Source organism: Methylorubrum suomiense, from assembly GCF_022179765.1.
GTDB classification, from domain to species: domain Bacteria; phylum Pseudomonadota; class Alphaproteobacteria; order Rhizobiales; family Beijerinckiaceae; genus Methylobacterium; species Methylobacterium suomiense.
Window position 1 is genome coordinate 16,444 of the sequence record NZ_BPRE01000027.1, and the last position, 22,373, is coordinate 38,816.

Here is a 22,373-nt window from a genome sequence, read left to right on the forward strand (position 1 = left end):
GAAGGGGGCTCAGAACGCCTCGCGCGGTGGCGCCGCGGCCCCGGCCGGGTGGGCCGCGTGGGCGGCGTCCTGCGCCGCCTGCAGCCGGGCCAGAGGCTTCTGGCCGAAGCGTAGGAACAGGATCGGCGTCAGGAACGTGTCGAGCAGCGTGGCGCTGATCAGGCCGCCGAAGATCGTCACCGCGACCGGGTGCAGGATCTCCTTGCCCGGGCTCGCCGCGTCGTAGAGCAGCGGCACCAGCGCCACGCCGGCAGCGAGCGCCGTCATCAGCACCGGGGTCAGCCGCTCCAGGCTGCCGCGGATCACCAGGTCGCGCCCGAACGGCACGCCCTCGTGGAGCGACAGGTTGAGGTAGTGGCTGATCTTCAGGATGCCGTTGCGCGCGGCGATGCCAGTCAGCGTGATGAACCCGATCATCGACGCCACCGACAACGGTTGCCCGGTCAGCCACAGGGCCACCACGCTGCCGATCAGCGCCAGGGGCACGTTGCCCATGATGATCAGCGCCAGCGCCGGCGAGCGGTAGCGGCTGACCAGGATCGCGAAGATCAACGCCAGCGACAGCGCCGACAGGATGCCGATCGTCCGCGCGGCCTCTTCCTGGGCCTGGAAGGTGCCTTCCAGGCTGGTGAAGTAGCCCGGTGGCAGCTTTTCCTGGGCGATCGCCTCGCGCATGGCCGCCACGATGGTGGCCATGTCGCTCTCGCCGTTGGTGTTGGCCTGGACCACCAGGCGCCGGCGCGAGTTCTCGCGCAGGATCTGGTTGGGGCCGTCGGTTTCCCGCACGTCGGCCACCTGCCGGGCCGGCACCCAGCCGGTCGGGGTTTCTAAGAGCAGGTCGCCCAGGCCCTTGGTGGTGCGCTGGTCCTCGGCCAGGCGGATCAGCACGTCGAACCGGCGGTAGCCGTCGACCACGGTGGAGACCACGCGGCCGTTGCTCAGGCGGCTGATCTGCTCGACCACCGCGGCCGGCTGCACGCCGTAGAGCGCGGCGCGGGCATAATCGACGCGCACCTCCAGCTGCGGGATGCGCACCTGCTTTTCGATCTGCAGGTCGGCCAGACCGGGGATCTTCTGGAACCGCTCCTGCAGGCCGTTGGCGATCCGGCGCAGCTGGTCCAGGTCCTCGCCGAAGATCTTCAAGGCGATCTCGGCGCGCACGCCCGACAGCATGTGATCGAGGCGGTGGGAGATCGGCTGGCCGACGTTGACCGAGACCGGCAGCTGCCGGAGGCGCTGGCGGATGTCGGCGACCAGGGCCTCCTTGGGCCGGCCTTCGCCGTCCTTCAGCTCGACCTCGATTTCAGATGAGTGGACGCCCTCGGCGTGCTCGTCCAGCTCGGCGCGCCCGGTGCGGCGGCCGACCGCCGCCACCTCGGGCACCTGCAGCAGCAGCTTTTCCGCGATCAGCCCGACCCGGTTGCTCTCGACCAGCGAGATCCCCGGGTTGAACGTCATGTTGACGGTGAAACTGCCTTCGTTGAACGGCGGCAGGAACGCCCGCGGCAGGTGCCAGGCGGCCACGCCAGCGGCGAGCACCGCCAGCGCCACCGCGCCGACCAGCAGGCGCTGATGCCGGAACGCCACCTGCAGCAGTCGGGCGTTGCCGCGCTTGAGCAGCTTGAGGAACCGGCTGTCGTGCTCCTCGAGGTTTTTGAGCCCCGGCAGCAGCCAGGAGGCCAGCACCGGGGTCAGGGTGATCGAGGTGACCAGGCTGGCCAGGATCGAGATGATGTAGGCCTGCCCCAAGGGCGCAAACAGCCGCCCCTCGATGCCCGACAGCGCGAACAGCGGCACGAACACCAGGATGATGATCAGCGTCGCGTAGACGATGCCGGAGCGCACCTCGTTGGAGGCCTCCACCACCACCTGGAACACGCTTTTGGGGTTGCCGGCCTTCCGGTTCTCGCCGAGGCGCCGGAAGATGTTCTCGACGTCGACCACAGCGTCATCGACCAGCTCGCCGATCGCGATGGCGAGGCCGCCCAGGGTCATCGTGTTGATCGAAAGGCCGAGGAGGTGGAACACCACCGCCGTGGTCAGGATCGACACCGGGATCGCCAGCAGCGAGATCGCGGTGGTGCGTACGTTCAACAGGAACAGGAACAGCACCGCGGCGACCACCACCATCGCCTCAAGCAGCACGCGCTCGACGTTGCTGATCGAGGTCTCGATGAAGTTGGCCTGGCGGAACAGGATCTGGTCCGCCTTGATCCCATTCGGCAGGCTGGCGGTGATCTCCCTCAGCGCCTGCTCGATGTCGCGGGTGAGTTTGACCGTGTCGACGTCGGGCTGTTTCTCGACCGAGACGATCACCGACGGCTTGCCCATGTAGCCGCCGTCCCCGCGTTTGACCCTGGCACCGAACGAGACGTCGGCGATCTGGCGCAGGTACACCGGCGCGCCACCGACGTTGGCGACGACCACGCTGCGCAGGTCGTCCAGGCTCATCGTGCGGGCGATGTTCCGGATCAGGTACTCGCGGGCGTACTGGTCAGTGAACCCGCCGCCGGCGTTGGTGCCGAACTGGGCGAGCGCGGTTTCCAGCTGGGCGTTGCTCACGCCGAGCGCGCGCATCGCCGCCGGGTTGGGGCTGACGCGGAACTGGCGTACCTCGCCGCCGATCGGAATGACCTGGGCGACGCCGGGAATGGTCAGCAGGCGCGGCCGGATCACGAAGTCGGCCGCCTCGCGCACCTGCATCGGGTCGGCGGTCTCACTGGTCACCGCGACCAGCAGGATCTGCCCCATGATCGAGGAGATCGGCCCCATCTGCGGGGTCACCGTCGGCGGCAGCTGGTCCCTGACCAGGGCCAGGCGCTCCGCGATCTGCTGGCGGTTGCGGTAGAGGTCGGTGCCCCAGTCGAACTCGACGTAGACGATCGACAGGCCGACGCCGGAAACCGAGCGCACGCGCGTGACGCCGGGCAGGCCGTTGAGGCGGGTTTCGATCGGGAACGAAACCAGCTGCTCAACCTCCTGGGGCGCGTAGCCCTCAGCCTCGGTCATGATCGTGACGGTGGGCTTGTTCAGGTCGGGAAAGACGTCCACGGGCAGCTTGGTGACCGTGAACGCGCCGTAGAGGATCAACACGCCGGCGATCGCGAGGACGATCAGGCGGTTCTTCAGCGACTGGCTGACGAGGAAGGTGAACATCGGGCGGCCCTCCTCAGCGCACCTGATCGAGGAGTTCGGCGCCCTGCACGACGACGCGCTTGCCGGGGCCGATGCCGCCGCCGATCAGTACGCGGTTGCCGTCCAGGGGCTCGATGCGCACCTGCCGGGCCTCGTAGCGCTCGGCGGTGGTGTGCTCGTAGACCACATCCTGGCCGTTGCTGGTGCGCACCACCGCGGCCCGCGGCAGGGCGAGGCCGGATAGCTGGCCGTCGGTAATGGCGAGGACGGTCAGAAACTGGCCGACGCGCAGGCCGGAAGCATCGCCCTCGATCGCGAACTGCACCGGAATGGCCTGGTTGCGGTCGGCGAGACCCGAGCCCTGATAGGTCAGTTCAAAAGTACGGCCATCGGGCAGGCGGGCGGTGGCGTGCTGCCCGGCGGTCAGGGCGTCGAAGCTCAAGGCCTCGACCCAGAGGTTTTTGGGGTCGACGATCTGAAAGATCATCTGGCCGGCGTTGGCCATCTGGCCGGCCGTGGCGGACGCCTCGGCGACCACGCCGTCGACCGGCGCGATCAGCGGCTCGGGCTCGCTGCGGATCCTGTCGAGGGCAGTGCGGCGGTCCCGCAGGCCCTTGAGTTCGTCCTGGGCCTCGTCCAGCTGCACCTGGGCGACGGCGCCGGAAGTGGCCAGCTTGGAGAAGCGCTCGACGCGGCGCTGCACGATCGCGATCTGCTGATCGAGCTCGCCTTGGCGCTGGCGCATGTCAGAGACGTCGACCCGGGCCACCGGCGGGGTCACGTAGGCGAGCACGTCGCCCTTCTTCACCGGGGTGCCGAGCCGCGGAAACAGCCCGGAGGCGGGCGGCGACAGGCGGCCGCCGACGCTGGACTGGACCACGCCGCTGGCGTTGGGGTTGGGAATGACGCGGCCGGGCAGGCCGATCGTGCGGCTGAACGTGCCGGCCTCGGTCATCGCCGTGCGCAGCTCCAGCAGGCGCTGGGTCGGCTTGGGCACGAAAACGCTGCCGTCGGCTAGGCGCTGGGCCAGGTCGGTTGGCGCGACCCCTCCGGGCGCGCGCTCGATCAGTGCGGCGCCCTGGATGGGCTTCTGTTCGGCGCCGTGGTCCTCGTCGCCGTGGGCAAAGGCGGTTGCGCTCAGCAGCACCGTGGCCGTGATCGCCAGCACGGCGATCACCGGCACGCGCCGGCGGCCGCGGGCGACCAGCATCAGCAGAATGCCGAGCAGGAAGCTGCCGGCCGCCACGGTCAGCAGCACCGGGTCCTGCTTGGCCAGGCGCTCGCGCAGGCCGTGGGTGATCTCCGGCACGGCCGCACGCACGCTGTCGCTGACCGTCTGCACCGCACCGACGGGTGCCGGGGCGGCAACCGCGGCGGCTGGCGCCGGCAGATCCAGGCTGACCGGCATGACGTCGACCACGTCGCCGGCGGTCACGGTGACCAAGAGGTCGTGGTGGCCGGGCTTGCTCAGCCAGGGCGCCGGCAGCGTATAGCTGCGCTCGGCGGTCGCCTGGGCGGTTTTCGGGCCGTCGGGGGTGTCCACCTCCACGGTGGCGCCGGTGACGGGCTCGCCGGTGCGGAAGCGGTCCAGGTAGAGCTGGAGCGTACCATCGCGCGGCACCGCGACCAGCTCGAACGCCTCGGACACGGCCTCGCCGCGGGGCGCAATGGTTTTGGAGACCGGCGGCGGCGGGGCGCCGTGGTCATGCCCTTCGTGGGCCGACGCCTGGCCTGCAACAAGCAGGGCCAGCGTCACGGCCAGCGCACGCAGCGCGGCCGCAATCGGGGAACTCATGGATCAATTCTTTCGCCAGTGGACGCAAAGCGTCCGCGCACGCGCAGCGGCTCACAGGAGCGGCGTCAGGCGCGTGGGAACGCTGGGTTCAGGCGAAAGATCGAGGGGGCTTGGGCAGCGCCTCGGGCGCGAGGCTCGGGCGGGCATCCTGCTGGGCAGCCGGCAGTACGGTCGCGAGCCGCAGGGCCGGCACAGCGGCCTGCAGCGTCGGCGTGAGGGCCGAGTGGCAGCAGCTCATGTTCATACCACAGCACAGGCCATTACAGCCGCCTGCATCCGGCGTGTCGGCGGCAGAGGCCGCAGCCACGGCAAACACCGTGCTGGCGTTGGTGGGCGTTTCGGTTAGCGCCGCCAGCTGCGGAGCGAGCATGGCCGCCGGGGCCAGGGCCACCGGTGCAGGCTGTACCGGCGTGGCCTCGACCGCAGCCGGCGCATGGTGATGGGCATGGCCCTCATGCGCCTGCGCCACCGACACGCCAAAGGTCGCGGCGATCATCACGATCACCACGGCCAGCAGGCGCGCGAGTTGGCGGTCAAGGTTCATTACGTTCAACCTAACACAGCCCCCGGGATTAAGAAACGCGGTTGTGCGTTGCCTGAAAACTCGCAGGCCGGCAGGTGGTTGCGTGGTTGAGAATTGCAAGGGCGGTGCATCGGTGCAGGCCTATGCCTCCCGACGCCTGAGCCCGCTGACACCACGCCTCCCACCTGATCACATCCCGACGCCGGTCAGGTGCGCGATCAGCATCCACACGGCCATGGCGATCATCATCAGGTTCTCGGTCAGCGAGACAAAGCCCAACGGGACGTTGCTGCTTCCGCCGACGCAGGCGCACTTCAGTTCGCGCCGGTCGAGATAGACCGCCTTGAACACCGAAACCGCGCCGATCGTCCCGATGAACAGCGCGACCGGAATGGACAGCCAGGTCAGCGCCCCGGCGATCATCAGCACGCCGGCCAGGCCCTCGGCGAAGGGGTAGATGTAGGCGTAGGGGACCCACCGCTTGGCCAGCAGGTCGTAGTTGAGGAACATCGTCGCAAAGCTCTCGACGTTCTGGAGCTTCAGGAGCGCCAGCACGGCCATGCTGAAGGCGATGAACCACTCCCCGGCGCGGGGCGTGAACGGTGTGCCGTAGACGGCATGGCTGGCGGCCAGCGCCATCAGCGCGGTCATGCCGAACAGGGCGATCACGGGCTTGTAGGTGGTCGCCTTCGGATCGGCGACCGGCTTGCCGAAGTAGCGGCGCAGGTCGTCGTAGCCGCCGACGCGCGCGCCGTCGATGAACGTCTGCGGGGTGGTCTTCACGCCGTGCTCGGCCTTGAACGCGTCGGTGGCCTCGCGCGAGGTCAGCCATTTGTCCTCGACGGTGAAGCCCTGGCGGCGCAGCAGGTCCTTGGCCTTGAGGCCATAGGGGCAGGTGTGCTGGTCCATGACCATGCGGTAGAGCGTGGCCTGACGGGGTGCAGCGGTTGATGCCATGGGAGCAGCCTCCGTTTTTGGGTTGGTCTTGAAGCTACCCCTGATATAAGGTCCGTACCATGGTACGGAGTCAAGCACCGCGAGCGATAACGATTGCCGGCCTCGCCAAGGCGGGCGGCGTGGGCGTCGAAACCGTGCGCTACTACCAGCGCCGCGGGTTGCTGGAGACGCCGGAACGGGCCGGCAGTGTCGGTTCAGGCGGCGTGCGGCGCTACGGCGAAGCCGATGTGCGCCGGCTGCAGTTCATCCGCACTGCCCAGGCGGCCGGGTTCACGCTAGAGCAGATCTCTGAGCTGCTGGCGCTGGATGCCACCGACGATCGTCCCCGCGCCCGCGAATTGGCGCAGGAGCGGATCGCGGAACTGGACGCCAGGATTGCTGAACTGCAGGCAGCCCGGTCCGCGTTGGCGCGCTTGGCGCACGACTGCGCGGAAGGGTCATCGGGCCCGTGCCCGATCATCAGCGCATTTGAGCACGCCTCAGATAAGCCTGCCACCCCACCTGAACACGGTTGTGCGCTCACTACAGCGCCGCTGGCCTAGCTTAATCCGTTTTACCAGTGGTGTTGGTCCGCACGTTCAGCCGCCAGCGTATTCTTCCTTGAGCTTCTGAATGCTGGTGATGATTTTGCGGCGGGAAGCGATCCGGATCGTTGCAAGTCACCTCCCGCTTGCATCCCAAACAGCGGTAGATGCCTGAAACAGGCACATCGTCACCAGGATAGTACGTTGTGGTCCACCACTCGCTCTTGCCGTTGCTCTGCGTCAAAACGGAACTGTCAATATACCAGGACATTCTGCAAAATCCCGATGTGCTCGCCGGCAGAAAATTGCCGTGCTTCAGCTCAAGCCCCAACGGGCAACCGTCTGTTCGGTTCCGTACAGAAGAATGCCGCGCTTAGCCGAGTGTCCAGTCTTCGGTATCGAACAGGTCGATGAGATTGCACCAGGGCACCTGCAGGTCATTGCAGACGCCAGGGATCTTCCGGAGGCTGGTGGGGCCAACCTCTTCGGTCACAACACGGTAGCCGTGCACCTCGGCGGTCGCGATCACGAACGGATCCGCTGCAAACTTCTCTTTGCCGGCCATCACCAGACCCTTGTAGGTGTTGATGATGTGGGCGCTGCGCAGCTGCACATCCTGGTCCGGCGCCAGGAACATGGCCTCGCGCTCCAGCAGCCATTCATGCAGCTCCGGTGAGCGCTTCTGGCATTCCGCCAGCACGAGGGCGGAGGAGACCAGTCGCCCTTCCGTCACCAGCTGATCGAACTGGTCCCATAGCTTCGGGAAACGCTTAGGCTTGTAGCGCTCATACCAGGCGGCGATCAGCGCGCTGGTGTCGATGCAGTAGATGTCGGCCACCCCGGACTAGCCTTTCAGTCCGAAGGTGGCCTGCTCCATCGCGGGAACCGACTTGACCTGCATGTTGAGGTAGTTGGAGACGTCGCGGAGCGTCAGGCGGCGGTCGTAGTAGCCCTGGAACACCAGCTGCGCATAGGAGCGGCCCAGCTGGCTGAGCACCACCAGGTGGCGCGGCGGGCCGCCGGTGGATTTCTTGCTGTCGAGGTCGTCGTATTCCTTTTGGAACGCCGGCCGGCGGCTGTCATAGAACGTCTTGGTGGTGCGCCCGAGGGTCAACAGACGACGCAGGACCACCTCGCGGCTGACGCCGAACCGGACCGCCAGCGCGGCCAGCTCGTCGTCCGCCCAGGTCTTTTCGCTGCCCTTACGGACTACCAGGGTTTCGCTCAGCAGCCAGTTTTTGGGGACCAGCGCGGCCGCAGCCACGGCGTTGCAGAACTGCTCGATCCGGGCTGCATCGGCGCGCCGCTCGTCCAAGCCGAACCCGCTGACCCCGCTCGCCCGCACGGCGAGGTGGCAGAACTCGTGCAGCAGGGTAAAGGTGCGCCCGTTGGTGCGGTCCTTGGAATTAATCAGGATCAGCGGCAGCCGGCTCTCAGCGATGGCGACGCCACGCATTTCGGTGAGCGGTAGCCCGGGGATCAGGAACACCAGCACGTCGCGAGCTTCGATCTTGGCGCGCCAGTGGTCGAAGGCCTTGGCCCGCCAGGCTTGCTGGTCGGTGGCGGTAACGTCCAGGAAGCTACGGATGCGCTCGCCCAGAGCTTCCTCGTCATCGTTCAGCGTGGCGCTGAACGTGAACTCGGCGGCCGGCTCCCCCAGGTCGTCGTGCAGGTCGAGGGCCAGGTCCCGCCGCTCCTGCGCCTGCCGGATCACCGCAGTCAGATCCGGCGTGAACGCCCCGGGCTCGGCCTCGGCCAGCTTGCGGAAGTCCTGGATCGGCTGAAAACCGGCCGGCGGCTCGTTGAGATAAAACAGGCTGGGGGCCCGCTTGTAGACGTTGGCAGCGGCCAGGAACTGCGGGAAGGTCAGCTGAGCGTCGCCGTTCTCGGCGGCCAGCAGCTTCTCCACGCTGATGGCAATAGCCTTCGCCGCCGCCTCGGGAGAGAGGCGGGCTTGGTCCCGGGCCCATGCGAGCATGGCCGGGTTGATGAAGGCAGGTACACTCTTGGCCATGGTTACGCTTGCACCATACCACGTCCGTCAAGAGTGGCAGGGGTCCTGTGCAGAACGGCAGAGGCAGGCTGTTGTTGCCGCCACAGGAGCATAAGCGTTCGCGCTTCGTTCACCTAGGCAGGCAACGCATCGCTGCCGCTACACGTGCAGCAGCTTACCCCCACAGCGCCGTGTATCGCTGAGACAGGAACTCGGCCATGAGGTTCCAGCCCCGCGCCATGCCGCTGCAGGCGAAGCGCACCCGTTCCGGCGTATCCGGCCGGATGAACGGTGCGGAAAACCGGTGGTGAGACACCCTCACCGATAGCCGCTGTTGATCCGGCGCTGCATCTCCTGCTGGTCGGCCCGCCGGTCGAGTTCGCGCAGTCCGCCGTAGAGCTGGGGCAGGCCGTAGTAGCAGCCTGCCCACACCAGCAGGAGCACGAGGTTGCGCCGGCTCGTATTGCCGGACCAGACGACGAACCGCACCACCATGATAATCAATAAAACCCATGCAAGCAGCGCAAAAGCCCCAGCTGTCGGTGGGCAAGTGCGGTTACGCTCGCACCAGATGTTGTCGCTGTTCCAAAGCGACACGGGCGGATAAATCAAAAACCAAAAGACTGTTTTGAGGAAATTCGCAGCGCTCGTCAGAAAGTCGGCAACAACCGCCCCGTCGTTGTCCACGGCTGATCCCCTGAAACGGCCAAGCTAACCGCATCCTATCGGGGACGAGGCATCGCGCCTAGGCAAGCCTCACAGCGTCAAGAAAAGCGTCGTGGAAGCTTTTGCGCATTGAAACGGGCAGGGCGTCCTCGGCTGGGATGGCGAGGGTCAGGGAAGCGCCCCGGCGCGCCACGGTGAGGTTGTCGAACTGGTCGAGCCGTATCCAGTAGCTTTCCGGGCTGCCGTCCGGGTCCAGACAGGCGAAATACACGGTCCAGTGAAAGAACCGGGCGAAGGTCCGCATCCGGCGGATCTCGTTCAGCTCAAAGATAAAGTGGCCGTTATAGAGGGATTTGACTTTCACATCGAACGCGACGGCACCGACACCAGGCACGCCTACCACGTAATCCGGGCGTTTCATCTCGCCGCGCAGATGGTCGGGGACGCTCATGGGCGTCTGGTCGAGATAAACATGCGGCAGGCGGCTGGCGTCGAGCCAGTTTTGGAAGCGGCGCTCGCCCTCGTCACCCTTCGCCTGGTCGGCCGGGTGAATGGGTCGGGTGGTGATACGAGGCGCGTTGTACCGGCTCTTTTGCATGTGCCCTTATGGGCGTCCTTGGCATCCGGAGCTGACGGCGGTTAACACTACATCGCCATTGGCCGGAGCAGGCAGGGGTGGGCGACTTCTACCAGGTCATCAAGACCATCAAGGGAAAGCGCTACCTTTATCGGCAGCGGACGTTCCGGGTGGGAGGCGTGGTCAAAACGGAGAGCTATTCCCTTGGCCCAGCGAGTTCCGCCGATGTAGCACGGGTGAAGGCGGACGCGGCGATCCGCAGGGGAGGCCCAAGCAGGGCCAAGGTCGGAGCAATGTTCAAGCTCCTTTGCGATCCCGCGCAAGCAGCTTCAGGGTGGTCGAAGCCATGGAGCGGCGCTCGAGTTAACACTAAATGGGAAGACGCTCCGGAACTGGATCGATTAGCAACCGTCGAGAGGGTGGGCGTCCTTGTTCTTGGCCCTGGACACAAGGAAGCGGACCCTGAACTTGTTGCCGCCTATGACCGGCGGATCGACGGAGTGTTGATGCCGCCCCGTAGCCATTTCCCATCTCAAGCAGCCTATTATGCAACCCTGATGCACGAACTCGCCCACTGGACGGCTCACCCTTCACGGTTAGGTCGAACGCTTGGACGGCGTGGTTTCAACGCATCTGAGACAGAGCGGCAGGCATATGCACGCGAGGAAGTCGTTGCCGAGGCCACAGCAATGATCGTTCTGGCAGAGCTGGGCCACCAGCCTGCGATAATCGGCCCGCATGCCCTTTATCTACAGACATGGCTTGGGCGGACAAGTGACCCTAAACAAACGCTGATCTACGCCATGAATGAAGCACAAAAGGCTTCAAGCTTCATCTTGGGTGGTCGTTAACACTACACTTTAGAGGTATGTTATGAGTAATGGCATGGAGAAAATACCCCCCGATGTCTTGGAGGTCGTCCGCGAGTTTCTTGCGGAGGGCATGCCAATTGATCAGATCGCATTCATGGCGCGTGTAAGCGAGGGAGTTGTGCGCCGTGTTGCTGCCGAGACGGACAGCCAGCCACCTGTTAACACTACAACGAACAACGAATAAACCGCCCTTTCGGGCGGTTCCGGTTAGTATTCCGAGGCTAGCATCAGGGTTAGCACCCGCCTGGTGACAAAGGCATTGGCAGGATCAGGCGAGTGATACTTCATCGCTCGGTCGTAGTAGTCGATTTTCCAGAACAGCTTTTCCCCGTTGACATCAAAATCGCCGAAATCGTGCTCGCCATGCGGATCGTTATCCGGTGTAAAATCGGAAAATTCCGTGAGTTTGATCAAGGCAGCAGTGCGGAACACCGGCTCCAGCTCCTGAATGCCCGTCGTCATAACAAACATTCCGCCGGTCAGCGTCGTCCGGAAATCATCATTTAACTTGCGTATTTGTTCAACATTGTGGTTCACTTGTTTATCAGTCTTTGATTTTCGTGGTTTTAGATTGATAGGGCCTCCGGCTAAGAGGCCCACTTCCTAGACGTACAGCGCAACTTTAATTGCGATGTAGATCATCAGCCCTTGCAGGGCTAACCAGAGCAGTTCTTCGAGGGCAGCTCTGGTTTTTTTCAGTCCGTTCATAGTCATTCACCTCCTTTCCGTTAAGAAAAAATATGTAGTAAAACTTCATTTATGACAAGCAAAAAGTGAAGTAATACTACATTTTTGTTTACTGGACGGAACTTGATTGCTATGTTGAAAATGAGAGATGAGCCATATTCAGGACGCCCTACCAAACTTCAGCCCGGAACAGTGCCGGGCCGCTCGCGCCATTCTAAAAATGACTTATCTGGACACCTGCCAAGCAGCCGATCTGTCACAAGTGACCCTCAGCAAGTTTGAAGCAGGCGGCGAGGTGCGGGCCGCGGTCGTGGAGCGTCTTCGCGCTGCGTTCGAGGCGCGGGGCATCACCTTCGCACCCGATGGCCTCGGGCTGACGTGGCAGCGGCCTGCCGGTTAACACTACGCCCCATGGATGAGGGCGAGGTTGGAACTGGCGCGGCGAAGCCTGCGCAAGGAGGCGGCTTGCCGCCTATGGAAGCTCACCGCCGGGCGGCCGGGTCGGGGTCAAGGCCCTTGCGGCCTTGAGGCCGAGCCGGACGGCTGGCCCGCCCGGTTAACACTACGCCCCATGAGGGGCGACGGCATCGCGCGTCAGTGATCGTCACCCGGAGGGCCGAAACCGCTGGGGCGGGTTCGGGAAGCCGCCGCAGGCGGCGCGTAGAGCACGGCCCGCAGGGGACGCCCGGCAATACCTGTCGCGATCCTGGACGCTGTTGCAGCAGCTGCAGGGGGCAGGATTTCATCTGCGCGACACGGGCACCGGTTAACACTACGCACCACGACAGCCCGGGGCCGTCTAGGCCAGGCTAACCGTGGCGCACCGCGCTTCGTCGGTTCGTACGAACGTATGTCGGTACGAACCGACGCACGACAGCTGGCGCTGCCAGCAGCCAGGGGTGTGGGGCAGGCAGGACCCCACCAGCCGCCCGCGGGCGGCTTGGGATGGTGTGGAAGGGTTCCCCTTCCGACTTCGGCAGGCGTGGCCTGCCGAACACGGCACCGCAGGAGCCGCCGTCACTTCAAGGCGAAGTCCGGGAAGTGACGGCGGCGGCGCGTGGGCGCACCACCGCAGAGCAAAGCACCAGCCACGGCCGATGATGGGCAGCCGGTCCCTGTTAGGCGCGACTGTCAGCAACGAGTGAGGGCGAGTGACAGAAGGAAACGTCTGCCGCTTGTCTGCGCGGCAGACCGGCCACAGTCCGGCGGGGCGCGTCTAGCCCTGCAAACCGCGTCACCCCAGGCCCTCGGGCCACGTCCTTTTCAGGATGAACGACAGGCCATCCGACAGGCCACAAGCGAGCAGGGCGTTACCCTGCGAACCTACCGCGACAGAACCACCCCACGGGCACGGATGCCGGTAGCTCCCATGATGGAGACCGAATTGAGCGAGAAACCAAACAGAGGCGGCATGGCTGACATGGCACAGCGGCCCACCCGCCCGGTGGACGCAACGGCGACTTAGAGGAGAGGTGAAAGAGACCCAGACTTAGACGGTTATGGTTTGATTATCCCGACCTTTACCGCAGAAATGCGGGCTGACCGGAAGGCTATATGCCCCGGCGGCGGTCAAAAGCACTAAACGAAAGAAAGTATCTTAGGCGTGGATCATCTCGCCCAAGACTTGAAGCAGATGGGCTTGAACAGCGGGGGCGGAGCAATCCGCACCCGCGTTCAGCGCACCCGAGGTTTACAACTGATCGCCCGCGAGCTGCGGGCGCTGGGGCACGTCCTGCCCTCGGCACGATCGATCAAGGACATTCACATTCAGAAGCTGGTGGCCAAGTGGACCGATGACGGCCTGGCCACCGGCACAATCAAGAACCGAGTGAGCTGGATGCGCACCTGGTCGCGCAATGTCCGCAAGGGCAGCGTGATCCCGAAAAGCAACGCGGACCTTGGGATCGAGCTGCGGGCGACGTTCAAGGGCAACCGGGCGGAAGCGACGAGGCTGGCGCAGTACGCCAGCCTGAACGAGCGCGATCAGCTCGCCGTCCGCCTGCAGATGGCCTTCGGGATGCGGGTCGAGGAAAGCATTCTGTTCGAGCCGGAAACCGCCGTACAGGGCGACGCCCTGCACATGAAAGCGAGCTGGTGCAAAGGCGGCCGGGCGCGGGTGATCCCGATCACGCACGAGCGGCAACGGGAGCTGTTGGACGAGCTGCGCACGTTCGTCGGGACGCGGTGCTTGGTGCCGGAGGGCATGAAAAGCGTCGTCTACCGTCGCCAGCTTGACCGCCGCACCTGGGCGGCGGGCATCCGCGACAAGCACAAACACAGGCATTGGTACGCCCAGTGGCGCTACCGTAAGTTGACAGGTCAGGAGTGCACGGCGGCGGGCGGCAAACCGTTCGAGCAGATGACGGCAGCGGAGCGCCGGGCCGACTACCGGGCGCGGCAGACCATCACCCGCGAGCTTGGGCACGAACGCCGCCAGATCACGGATGCGTACCTTGGCTATCGGTTCGCCCGCCGGCAGGGGGCTGCATGAAGCCTCGCCTGAACTCTCTAGTGGCGGACCTGCGGGCGACCACAGCCGAAAACCGCGAAGCCCTGGCGGCGACCTTGTACGCCCTGGAAGGGCTGCGGGAGAGAATGCAGGCGGCAGCTAAGGCTGGGTTCGATCACCTGACCGTTCCGGGCCCGGATGGGCTCGACCTACGCGAGACCGAAGCCGCCGCCGCTGCCTTGGCGTGGCTGAAGGCCGAGAGGATCGGCCACCGATGGACCGCACGCGGCGGCGGCGATACCGCCGCCGGGACCGCGCAAGACCTGGTAATCGACTGGCGCACGGCCGAGGTCGGCGGGGCCTGACCGGCGGGGGGGCGAGGCCCCGCCCGGCTGGGCAACAGCCGCCGGATCGTCGCCACGGCGACGAGGGAGGGGGGGGCCGCGCGAGTGGGGGGAGGGAGAGCTTGGCCCCGGGCCCCGCAGGAATAGCGGCACGGAGTGACGAGGAGCGAGAGAGGGAATGCGGCAGGGGCCGCAGTCCGGAACGAGCGACGAGAAACAAAGTGTGATGCAGCCAAAATGGCTGTTAACCTATTTCGGCAATGTAAGTTTTCAGTTTAGCAAGCCAGTCCTGATTTCAGGGGGGTAGGGCGGGGCCTCGGGCAACCATTTGCCGTCGCCGATGACCCGCCGGATGGCGTTGTCGATCACTTCCGGATCGCGGAGCAGGCCCCAGTGTGGCGGCTTCGGCTCCGTCCGTTTCATGCTCTCACGAACGCGCAGATAGGGGGCTTCGGGGTCGTCGTCGCCCGTCCGGAGGGCGTCCACACGAGCGCGGGCAATATCGACTTGGACGGCGTGTTCGACCCGCGCCCGCGCCTCGGCCCGCTGCCGGAGATATTCGCGGGCGTTGGCAATCACCTGCTGCTTCGCCTTTTCCTGCGCGGCTAGCTCTGCCTGTCTGGCTCGCTCGGCCGCCTCCCTGTGGTCGTCGGCGGCGCGCAGCTGACGGGCAAGCCCGGCCTCGTAGTCGCGGCGGATCTGCTGGCGTTCCTTTTCGGCTGCTGCCCGCCGCTCGCTGCGCTCCCGGAAATGCCTTGGCACAGCCTCTTTCAGAATTGCATAGGCCCGCAAGGACACCCATGGAATGTAAAGGATCAAGAACCACTGCCAGTGGCTTAGAACGGCGCCGATCCAACCTAAGACCGCACGCAGAAACTCGGCGTCGCTGCCGTTGGTCGTCCGTAGCCAAGTCGGCGTCATCGGCCGGAATGGCCCGATGAAGCCGACGACCGGGTGAAAGGCCAACAGGAACGCGAGGATCAGCCAGCACCAGACGAAGGCCCTGGCCGCGCTGGCGATGAGTTCCGGCCAGAACCGGCCCTTGCTCGCCCCGGTAAAGTAGCCCTCCAAACCATCGCCAACCCGTTCGGACAACGAGGGTTCGCGCTTCTGGAAGGCGCGACGATAATTCGGGTCATCGGGAACAAGCTGATTGCCCGGCACGGCGGCCTCGGTAAGCTGGGCCGCCAGTGGAGCGGCGGGCCGATGTTGCCGACATACAGACAAGCTGCAAGCCCTGCCCCGTCCGGCGCTGATGACCGGATCGAACTGGGCACGGCGCTGCCGGATGCCGCCACTCTGGACAGGCTGGTCGCCAAGTGGACCGAAGCGGTTTCAGATCCGTACCTGCCTGCGGCGGAGCGGTTGGCGCTCACGCCGCTGGCGTTCGAGGCTTACTGTTACGCCGTCGAAGGGCGGGACAAGATCGCTCGCGAGACGCGTCGCCGCGAAGCACTGACCTGGCAGATCGAGGACACCGGGAAGGGGGTCGGCACCCTCCATGTCTTGGGCGAGGAAAGCCCGGAGGTGCTGGCGTTCCTTCGCTTTGACCGGCAGAGCGACGACACCCCGGATCTCGCCGGATGGCTGCGCTACCTCCGCCGGAAAATCCCCGTCGAGAAGCTGATGGAGCGTTGGCCGGAGTTCCGGCCGGTGGCGGCCTTTCCAGAGGCTAGCCGGCGAATGCACACCCTCGTCGTCGCCGCGACGGGGCACGGTAAGTCGGAGGTGCTGAAGGCCCTCCTGCACCCCTACGCCCAGCGCCGGCGGGCGGGCGTTCTCCTCATCGATCCCGGCCGGACCCTAGCGGTGGACGTCGCCCGCTGGCCCGAACTGCACCGGGACAATCGGATCATCTACGTAGAGCCGGAACTGCGCGCCGGTCTGACAGTCGGGTTCAACCCGTTCGACCGCGCCCACCTGCTCGATGTCCGCGAAAAAAGCCACCTGGCGGAGACCATCGGCACGGCGATCAGCGAAATGACCGCCAACCTGACCGACAACATGGAAACGCTGGTCACCAACTGCGCGCGGGTGCTGTTGGACCAACCCGACGCCACCATGGAGGATCTGGGCCGGATGGTGGTCGAGCCGCCGGACCCGAAGAAATCGCCGTTCGGAGGGTTCATCGACCGTCGCCGGGAGCGATTGTTACAGGCGGCCTACCACCACCCTGACCGGCATGTGCGCGACTTTTTCCGTTTCCGCTTTGGGGCCGGGTCCTACGCCTTGAACCGGGATTTTCTCGGCAATCGCGTAGACCGGATTACCGGCATGGTGGACGTGCGCAACGCCCTGTTCGGTCCCTCCACCATCGACCTGGAGCGCGAGCTGGACGCCGGAAAGTTCGTCGTCGTGAACCTCGCCAAATACGGCAAGCGCAAGCAGCGGGCCGCGATCGGGCGGCTGCTGGTGACGATGGCCGCCGCGATCGGCTCCCGGCGGATGCAGCGCGAGGGACCGTACACGCCCCTGCACTTGGTCGTGGACGAGGTTTCCGCGATGACCAGCCCGCAGATGATCGAGGTGCTGAACGAACAACGGAAAGTCGGCGTGCACGCTACGTTTGCACAGCAAACGGAGGGCGAGGGGTTCAGCAAAGAGCAGGCGATGGCCCTTGTCGGCAACACGCGGTGCCGCCTTGCCGCCCTTGATGATCCAAGGCGCGGGGCGGAGCTGCTGGCCTACCGGGGCAAGGCCGACGAGCTGCCGCCGCTGCAGCGCGGACAGTTCTGGGTGCATTGGGAGGGGGTGCCAGGCGTCCACACCGTGCAGGTCCGCAGCGATCTCGTCGTCCGCGATACGGAGGGCAAGCTACGAGCAGATGTAAGCCCGGATCGATGGCTGCCGGAGGCGGCCTGGCAGGCTTACGTTGCGGGACTGACGCGGCCGGGCGGGTACTATCGCCGCTCAGAGGTGGCGCTGCCGGACGAGGTCGAGCCGATCCCACCAGCCCGCAACCCGCCTGTGCCGGAGGCACCGCCACGGCCTGTACCGCGTACCGCGGAGCCTCCTGCAGAACGTGCTGGTGCCGCAGCGCAGACCGTCCCGGAGCGGCCCGCCACGAGCCGGCCTCAAGAAGCGCTGAGGCCGGCCGCAAAGCCGGCTGCAGCTGCCAGCCCTCCTATAAACATACAATCGTACGAGCGTACGAGCGTACGAACGTACAGAACGAGGCCCGTACACCGGAAGCGCCGGCGAACGGTCCGCCTCGGCGCGGGCGCACCGCCAGCGCGCCGATCCTGGTGACGACAAAACCCGAGAAGCCCGCCGCGCCTTCAACCCAGAGCCCCAGTGAGGGTAATGACGTGCTCAAGAAGCCTGAGCTTCCCATAGGGGAGCCATCGCAGCCGCCGGCCGCTTCGACGGTGAAGCGTGCGGATGCCAGTGGGCAAGCTGGCGATACATCGATGATGCCCCCCCTGCGCTCAGCCGAACTGGGCCTGAAGAAGCCGCTACGTCCCGGTGAGCAACCACCACCTCAGGAGAAAGCATCATCCGCTGCCGGCAAGCTTGTTCGCCCAAAGATTGACACGCAAGGCCCTGGTCAGGATCGCAAACTGCCCTCTATCAATCGGGGTCACGAACCGGACTAAGACACCGCCATGCCGCGTGAGGTGCCCGTTTCACCCTTGCAGCTGCGCTTGCTCAAGGCACTGCATGCCTACCGGCTGCTGACCTACGACATGATGCGCCGGGTGGGCGTGGGCCGGGATCCGGGCGCCCTCGCGGGCGCGGCCCGCTATCTCCATGCACGAGGGTTAGTGGGCCGGCATGAAGGTGTGCTGGTCAGCCGGGTCACGTCGCTGCCGCTGATCTACTGGCTGACGCCCCGGGGCGCCGGCGCGCTGTTTCAGCACGACGGCACCGACGCGGTGGGCTCGGAACGCACCTTTGGTGATCTGCACGAGGTGCTGCACCGCCTGGGGATCGTGGACATCCATATTGCTCTTAGGGCCTGGGCGGAGGCAGCCGGCGTGGAGCTGCTGCAGTACGTCACCGATTTTGAACCGGGCTCACGCGGCCGGCACAAGGCCACCAAAATCGACGGCCCCGGTTTGACGTTCGTGCCGGATGCATTGGCTTGGCTGCGCTTGCCTGGCGAGAGCGAAGCCGACCTGCTTGTGATCGAGCTGGAGCGTGGCGGCGAACGGGGCGACCTGACCAGGTTCTTCAGCGGCAGCCAGAACCGGGGCAAACTGACGTTCCTGCGCACCGTCAGTGCCGGGTGCTACATCGAGAACGCCCTTGGCACGCCAGCGCGGCCCCTGGCTCGTCCACGCTTCCTCGTCGTTTTCAAGGACGACGCCCTCCGGGAAAAGGCCCTGGCGCGCTGGAACGCGGCACGGTTTGAGCCCAACCACGACGATTGGAGCTGGTTTTTCATCAAAAGCCTGCCCGAGGTTGCCGCAGATCCTGGCGGTGGGTGGCATCAGCCTGGTGACCGGGCGCAACGGCCTCTGTTCCGCAAGCTTGGCCAGACGCTGGAACCAACGCCGGCTTGAACGTGCGTGTGAGCATCCCGCGGGGCCAACTCGCCTGTCATCCGCTCAAATTTGGGGCGAGGGTCTAACCAGCGGCGGCCGGGCCAACGGTCCGTCAGCGCCCCAAAATCAACCTGATTTGTGATTTAATATCAGCGACTTATGAGATCACCTGATCCCCAGACAACGCTGTGCCTGCAGCTGCATCTTAAATCTGGGGCGAGGGTCTGAGCGGCGGCAGGCAATCGGCTCAGGCGCGGCGCGGGGCAAGTTCATCCTCACCAAGCCACAGGGTCAGCCTTGGCAGAACGGGCGCGTTGCGCCCGTCAGTCGACGACCCGCGCAGCGGGTTCAACGGTGCAGGCGCTAGGAGGGCCACAGGCGGCGGTTATAGGCCGCTTTGGCGCCTTGGTCGCTCTAACTCCCGTTCGGCTGCCACAACGCATCCTAGAGGGCGCACAGGCCGCCAACACCACGACCCCTCGAAAGCCCAACTTGGCCGCCCGGCAGGGCGGCCTCCTATCAAAGCTAGCCGCCGTAGGCGGCTTCCGTTTTGGGTGGGGGAGCGGGTGGCGCGTTAGCGCCAGGGGCGGGGGTTGAGCTGCAGATGTCCAGGGAAGAGGCACCGCAGCCCTGACTTCGTTTGTGGCCAGTTCGATTTCGGAGTTGTGGAAAGGCTGGGAACGTCTTTGTTAAGTCTTTTAATATATCTAATAGAAAAGGTCTTTAGAGAAATTCCGCTGCTGGCGCCTGGGGTTACACCCTAAATCTGGGGCGAGGTTTTATTAAACTGGGGCGAGGGACGACAAATCTGGGGCGAGGGGTTCCAAAATCTGGGGCGAGGGTCTGATTTTGAAGGGGGTCGGCAGGCAAATCTGGGGCGAGGGTCTGAAACCGATCTTCTGCGGCAGAAATCTGGGGCGAGGGAGCGGCGGGCCAGAGGTTTAGCGCCCAATTCTGGGGCGAGGGTCTGAAACGACCCTGAATGGGTGTGTCTGACCGGGATCTCCTCGGGTCGAAGTGCCTGAAAACGGCCTTTTGGGCCAATTCTGGGGCGAGGTTTCCCGCTAAAGCCACGGTTAACAAAGGGTTTCCGCCAAAAACTGGGGCGAGGTTTCCCGCCTGATCATGCCGCGTCGGGCGAAAGAGCCTCGGGATCTGCGCCTGTGGTCTGCTCAGCCAGCTCATTGGCCTTGCTGACCAAAAGCTCCATCTCGCCCTGGGTCGGCAGAGCATGGACGTAGTGCCAGCGGCGGCCCTTGTGCCAGCCGGATCCGGTCACCTCCTCGCGGTAGCTCGCCAATCCCTTGGCAGCGACCATGTCCTTGAAGGCCTCGCGGCATTCCTTGCGGAACTGGCTGCGCTTGGCCGCCGTCGCCCCCTCGCCCCAGAGTTGGCGCCCGGCGAGATGCGCTAAGCGCTCCTCATCGATCCAGGTATGGTTCGGCTGACTGTCGATGAACGGCCAAAACACCTTGGCGTGGTCAGACTTTAGGCGGAACTGCACCTCGGCGTTGACGCTGACTAGGGCAGCTTTCTGGATCATGTTCACGACGGTTTGCCCGTAACGCACGACCACCTCGCTATCGAGCTGGGCGCCGGACCAGGACAGTTTCGTGATCATCGGCTCGGAGGAGCCCGCAGTATCTGCCAGGCGGCTTTGGCTCCGGCTCTTGAAGATCTTTTCCATGTCCTCCAGGGAGCGCCCCTGGTGGATGATCAGGCTGACCTGCTGGATCTCCTGAAACACGGTCATCAGCGTGAGCAGATTGTTGACGTGCTCGGTCTTGTTGAGGGCCTTGAGCAAGGCCCGCCACGTGGTTTTCGTCTCGCAAACCGAGAGCAGCGGTGGGATGAAGGTGCCGCTGCGGTAGGCCGGATTGTTCTCGTAAACCGTGGTCGGCTTCATCCGGAACAGCGCGTAAATCGCGTCGCGGTGCTGGCTGCCGAGTTCCCGCCCCTTCACCTCGATCACGGAGTAACCCGGGACCACGTAGGTCTGCGAGAAGTTGCTGTCTGTGATCAGCCCCTGCCGCCGCGGGGCGAAGGCGGACGTGCGTGCCAAACGGTCCGGCAGCATCGACGGGTTCTTGCGGCCGCGCTTGTTCTGCATCGTGCGCTTCTTGCGCTCGATGCGGGCGATTTCGGCCGGCGTGAGGTTGAACAGGTCGGTCATGGCAGGAGGCAACGCTACCGCGGAACGGGAAACCTCGCACCAGATTTGCAACACTCCATGCCCAAAACGGCAGCACTCTTAGTGAGATAGCCGGCGCATGTCGTGACGCTGCAACAGCGTGAGGCCAGCCGACGACCGTACGGGCGTACGAACGTACGTTCGTCGGTTGGTATCTAGGAGTGATTAGCCCGGTACTCTTCCCAGATGCGCAGGAACAGCTCGCTGTTGGTCATATCGCGCTCGGCGGCATAGGCTTTGAACTGCCGGCGAACCTCGGCAGGCACCTGGAACGGCATCTGCACCGAAGCGGTCGCCGCGGCGCGGCGCAGGACGGGCTCCGCATTGGTTTCAGCCGGCGGCTTGCCTTTGCTTGGCAGCGGCTTGGGCAGGCGCTTACCGGGCTCAGGCGCAGCTGCAGCCTCAGGTGCGAGGTCGGGCTTGGGTGGGCGCGGTAGCGAGGTCACGGTGGCGCTGCTCATGCGGCGTTCTCTTTCTTCGATGCGGGTTCAGCCTGGGTCAGGCGCTCAATGAGTTCAACAAACACCTGCCGGGCGCGATCGGCCAAGCCCTTGTGCTTCACTTCCGTCAGGGTCTGCCCAACGTCGAGGGCGCGGCGGTAGAGCGTGGCGTCTTTGAGGGTGGTGTTGGCCACGTAGTAGCCAGCCTCTTCAAAGTAATCGCGGGCCTGCTGGATCTCGACAGCGCTGTCGCCCACCTTGGTCAGCAGCACGACGATCCGCTGTTTCTCCACGCCACCCTTTTTCAGGTCGTGAAGCACGCGCACGGTGGGCTCCAGGTCGTCCGTGCCGATGCCACTTGGCACCACCACCAGCTTGCTCGCCGTGGCAGCCTGCAGCGTGTCCCTGGTCGCAAACCCTGGGCAGTCGAGGATCATCACGTGGAAGAACCGGGCATCCTTGAGCGCCTTATCGAGGGTCATGGTCTCCACCCGGATCGCCGGTGTGTACCCGTTGGCCGCCCGGCGGCGCATCCAGTTCCATGACGTGCTTTGCGCCACGTCCAGGTCGGCGATCTTCACCTCCCAACCGCCATCGTCCATGCGGGCGAACTGCTCGCCCAGCATGCGGGCGATGGTGCTTTTGCCAACGCCGCCTTTCTGCCCAAGCACGCTGATGATGTAAGGGTCTGCCATGATTTGCCTTTTCCTTTCTCGACGCTCCTACGCTCGTA

20 protein-coding genes are annotated in these 22,373 nt (G+C 65.1%); 7 read left to right on the forward strand and 13 right to left on the reverse strand.

The features are described 5' to 3' along the window. Positions 1–9: 9 nt before the first annotated feature. The 4 genes from MFF26_RS25640 to MFF26_RS25655 all read right to left on the reverse strand — a co-directional run bounded on the left by MFF26_RS25640 (position 10) and on the right by MFF26_RS25655 (position 6,410). Positions 10–3,156: an efflux RND transporter permease subunit gene (locus tag MFF26_RS25640; RefSeq protein WP_238308871.1), complete on the reverse strand. Its 3,147-nt coding sequence runs from the start codon at positions 3,154–3,156 to the stop codon at positions 10–12. Positions 3,157–3,169: 13 nt separating this feature from the next. Further along, entirely contained in the window at positions 3,170–4,930 is a 1,761-nt protein-coding gene (locus MFF26_RS25645; RefSeq protein WP_238308872.1) for an efflux RND transporter periplasmic adaptor subunit, read from the reverse strand. 88 nt (positions 4,931–5,018) lie between these two features. Next, entirely contained in the window at positions 5,019–5,474 is a 456-nt protein-coding gene (locus MFF26_RS25650; protein ID WP_238308873.1) for a hypothetical protein, read from the reverse strand. 168 nt (positions 5,475–5,642) lie between these two features. Continuing rightward, positions 5,643–6,410, reverse strand: a complete 768-nt coding sequence (locus tag MFF26_RS25655; protein WP_238308874.1) for a glutaredoxin family protein — start codon at positions 6,408–6,410, stop codon at positions 5,643–5,645. Positions 6,411–6,469: 59 nt separating this feature from the next. Here MFF26_RS25655 and MFF26_RS25660 point away from each other — a divergent pair, with 59 nt between their 5' ends. After that, positions 6,470–6,952 (forward strand): MerR family DNA-binding protein, encoded by a 483-nt coding sequence (locus MFF26_RS25660; protein WP_238308875.1) that lies wholly within the window; start codon positions 6,470–6,472, stop codon positions 6,950–6,952. Positions 6,953–7,307: 355 nt separating this feature from the next. Here the strand turns inward: MFF26_RS25660 and MFF26_RS25665 are convergent, their stop codons facing one another. The 4 genes from MFF26_RS25665 to MFF26_RS25680 all read right to left on the reverse strand — a co-directional run bounded on the left by MFF26_RS25665 (position 7,308) and on the right by MFF26_RS25680 (position 10,191). Then, positions 7,308–7,772 carry a DUF4411 family protein gene (locus MFF26_RS25665; RefSeq protein WP_017482511.1) on the reverse strand — a complete coding sequence of 155 codons (465 nt, stop codon included), beginning with the start codon at positions 7,770–7,772 and terminating at the stop codon, positions 7,308–7,310. 6 nt (positions 7,773–7,778) lie between these two features. Next, entirely contained in the window at positions 7,779–8,948 is a 1,170-nt protein-coding gene (locus tag MFF26_RS25670; protein ID WP_238308876.1) for an ImmA/IrrE family metallo-endopeptidase, read from the reverse strand. A gap of 297 nt (positions 8,949–9,245) precedes the next feature. Beyond that, entirely contained in the window at positions 9,246–9,614 is a 369-nt protein-coding gene (locus tag MFF26_RS25675) for a hypothetical protein (RefSeq protein ID WP_238228721.1), read from the reverse strand. A 58-nt stretch (positions 9,615–9,672) separates the two neighbouring features. After that, positions 9,673–10,191 (reverse strand): hypothetical protein, encoded by a 519-nt coding sequence (locus MFF26_RS25680; protein WP_238308878.1) that lies wholly within the window; start codon positions 10,189–10,191, stop codon positions 9,673–9,675. A 77-nt stretch (positions 10,192–10,268) separates the two neighbouring features. Here MFF26_RS25680 and MFF26_RS25685 point away from each other — a divergent pair, with 77 nt between their 5' ends. Next, positions 10,269–11,021, forward strand: coding sequence for a zincin-like metallopeptidase domain-containing protein (locus MFF26_RS25685; protein ID WP_238308880.1), 753 nt, complete (start codon positions 10,269–10,271; stop codon positions 11,019–11,021). A gap of 228 nt (positions 11,022–11,249) precedes the next feature. On the opposite strand, the gene MFF26_RS25690 is transcribed toward MFF26_RS25685, so the two are convergent. Beyond that, entirely contained in the window at positions 11,250–11,579 is a 330-nt protein-coding gene (locus tag MFF26_RS25690; protein WP_238308881.1) for a DUF3768 domain-containing protein, read from the reverse strand. Between the two features lie 298 nt (positions 11,580–11,877). Between MFF26_RS25690 and MFF26_RS25695 the strand changes: the two genes are divergently transcribed. The 3 genes from MFF26_RS25695 to MFF26_RS25705 all read left to right on the forward strand — a co-directional run bounded on the left by MFF26_RS25695 (position 11,878) and on the right by MFF26_RS25705 (position 14,543). Then, positions 11,878–12,129: a transcriptional regulator gene (locus MFF26_RS25695; protein WP_238308884.1), complete on the forward strand. Its 252-nt coding sequence runs from the start codon at positions 11,878–11,880 to the stop codon at positions 12,127–12,129. 1,203 nt (positions 12,130–13,332) lie between these two features. Beyond that, positions 13,333–14,220, forward strand: coding sequence for a phage integrase N-terminal domain-containing protein (locus tag MFF26_RS25700; protein ID WP_238308885.1), 888 nt, complete (start codon positions 13,333–13,335; stop codon positions 14,218–14,220). Next, the gene (locus MFF26_RS25705) at positions 14,217–14,543 is read left to right on the forward strand and encodes a hypothetical protein (RefSeq protein WP_238308886.1); all 327 of its coding nucleotides are present in this window, start codon (positions 14,217–14,219) and stop codon (positions 14,541–14,543) included. Before MFF26_RS25700 ends, MFF26_RS25705 begins: the two co-directional genes overlap by 4 nt. Positions 14,544–14,792: 249 nt before the next feature. Here the strand turns inward: MFF26_RS25705 and MFF26_RS25710 are convergent, their stop codons facing one another. After that, a complete protein-coding gene (locus MFF26_RS25710; RefSeq protein WP_238308887.1) occupies positions 14,793–15,686 on the reverse strand; it encodes a hypothetical protein in 894 nt (297 codons plus the stop codon). 42 nt (positions 15,687–15,728) lie between these two features. On the opposite strand from MFF26_RS25710, the gene MFF26_RS25715 reads away from it, so the two are divergent. After that, a complete protein-coding gene (locus MFF26_RS25715; RefSeq protein ID WP_238308888.1) occupies positions 15,729–17,771 on the forward strand; it encodes a type IV secretory system conjugative DNA transfer family protein in 2,043 nt (680 codons plus the stop codon). 356 nt (positions 17,772–18,127) lie between these two features. After that, a complete protein-coding gene (locus MFF26_RS25720; RefSeq protein WP_238308889.1) occupies positions 18,128–19,027 on the forward strand; it encodes a hypothetical protein in 900 nt (299 codons plus the stop codon). Between the two features lie 1,105 nt (positions 19,028–20,132). On the opposite strand, the gene MFF26_RS25725 is transcribed toward MFF26_RS25720, so the two are convergent. From MFF26_RS25725 to MFF26_RS25735, 3 genes are all read right to left on the reverse strand, one after another. After that, the gene (locus MFF26_RS25725; protein WP_238308890.1) at positions 20,133–21,182 is read right to left on the reverse strand and encodes a hypothetical protein; all 1,050 of its coding nucleotides are present in this window, start codon (positions 21,180–21,182) and stop codon (positions 20,133–20,135) included. Positions 21,183–21,355: 173 nt separating this feature from the next. Continuing rightward, positions 21,356–21,661 (reverse strand): hypothetical protein, encoded by a 306-nt coding sequence (locus MFF26_RS25730; RefSeq protein WP_137830740.1) that lies wholly within the window; start codon positions 21,659–21,661, stop codon positions 21,356–21,358. After that, positions 21,658–22,335, reverse strand: coding sequence for a ParA family protein (locus MFF26_RS25735; protein ID WP_137830741.1), 678 nt, complete (start codon positions 22,333–22,335; stop codon positions 21,658–21,660). The genes MFF26_RS25730 and MFF26_RS25735 overlap by 4 nt, the downstream gene beginning before the upstream one ends. Positions 22,336–22,373: the final 38 nt, after the last annotated feature.

Bases quoted from the DNA above. Each gene is read 5' to 3' on its own strand.
- MFF26_RS25725 (WP_238308890.1), bottom strand. From the start codon at position 21,182: ATGACCGACCTGTTCAACCTCACGCCGGCCGAAATCGCCCGCATCGAG.
- MFF26_RS25715 (WP_238308888.1), top strand. From the start codon at position 15,729: ATGTTGCCGACATACAGACAAGCTGCAAGCCCTGCCCCGTCCGGCGCT.
- MFF26_RS25655 (WP_238308874.1), bottom strand. From the start codon at position 6,410: ATGGCATCAACCGCTGCACCCCGTCAGGCCACGCTCTACCGCATGGTC.
- MFF26_RS25735 (WP_137830741.1), bottom strand. From the start codon at position 22,335: ATGGCAGACCCTTACATCATCAGCGTGCTTGGGCAGAAAGGCGGCGTT.
- MFF26_RS25645 (WP_238308872.1), bottom strand. From the start codon at position 4,930: ATGAGTTCCCCGATTGCGGCCGCGCTGCGTGCGCTGGCCGTGACGCTG.
- MFF26_RS25705 (WP_238308886.1), top strand. From the start codon at position 14,217: ATGAAGCCTCGCCTGAACTCTCTAGTGGCGGACCTGCGGGCGACCACA.
- MFF26_RS25695 (WP_238308884.1), top strand. From the start codon at position 11,878: ATGAGCCATATTCAGGACGCCCTACCAAACTTCAGCCCGGAACAGTGC.
- MFF26_RS25660 (WP_238308875.1), top strand. From the start codon at position 6,470: ATGGTACGGAGTCAAGCACCGCGAGCGATAACGATTGCCGGCCTCGCC.
- MFF26_RS25730 (WP_137830740.1), bottom strand. From the start codon at position 21,661: ATGAGCAGCGCCACCGTGACCTCGCTACCGCGCCCACCCAAGCCCGAC.
- MFF26_RS25650 (WP_238308873.1), bottom strand. From the start codon at position 5,474: ATGAACCTTGACCGCCAACTCGCGCGCCTGCTGGCCGTGGTGATCGTG.
- MFF26_RS25670 (WP_238308876.1), bottom strand. From the start codon at position 8,948: ATGGCCAAGAGTGTACCTGCCTTCATCAACCCGGCCATGCTCGCATGG.
- MFF26_RS25680 (WP_238308878.1), bottom strand. From the start codon at position 10,191: ATGCAAAAGAGCCGGTACAACGCGCCTCGTATCACCACCCGACCCATT.
- MFF26_RS25720 (WP_238308889.1), top strand. From the start codon at position 18,128: ATGCCGCGTGAGGTGCCCGTTTCACCCTTGCAGCTGCGCTTGCTCAAG.
- MFF26_RS25640 (WP_238308871.1), bottom strand. From the start codon at position 3,156: ATGTTCACCTTCCTCGTCAGCCAGTCGCTGAAGAACCGCCTGATCGTC.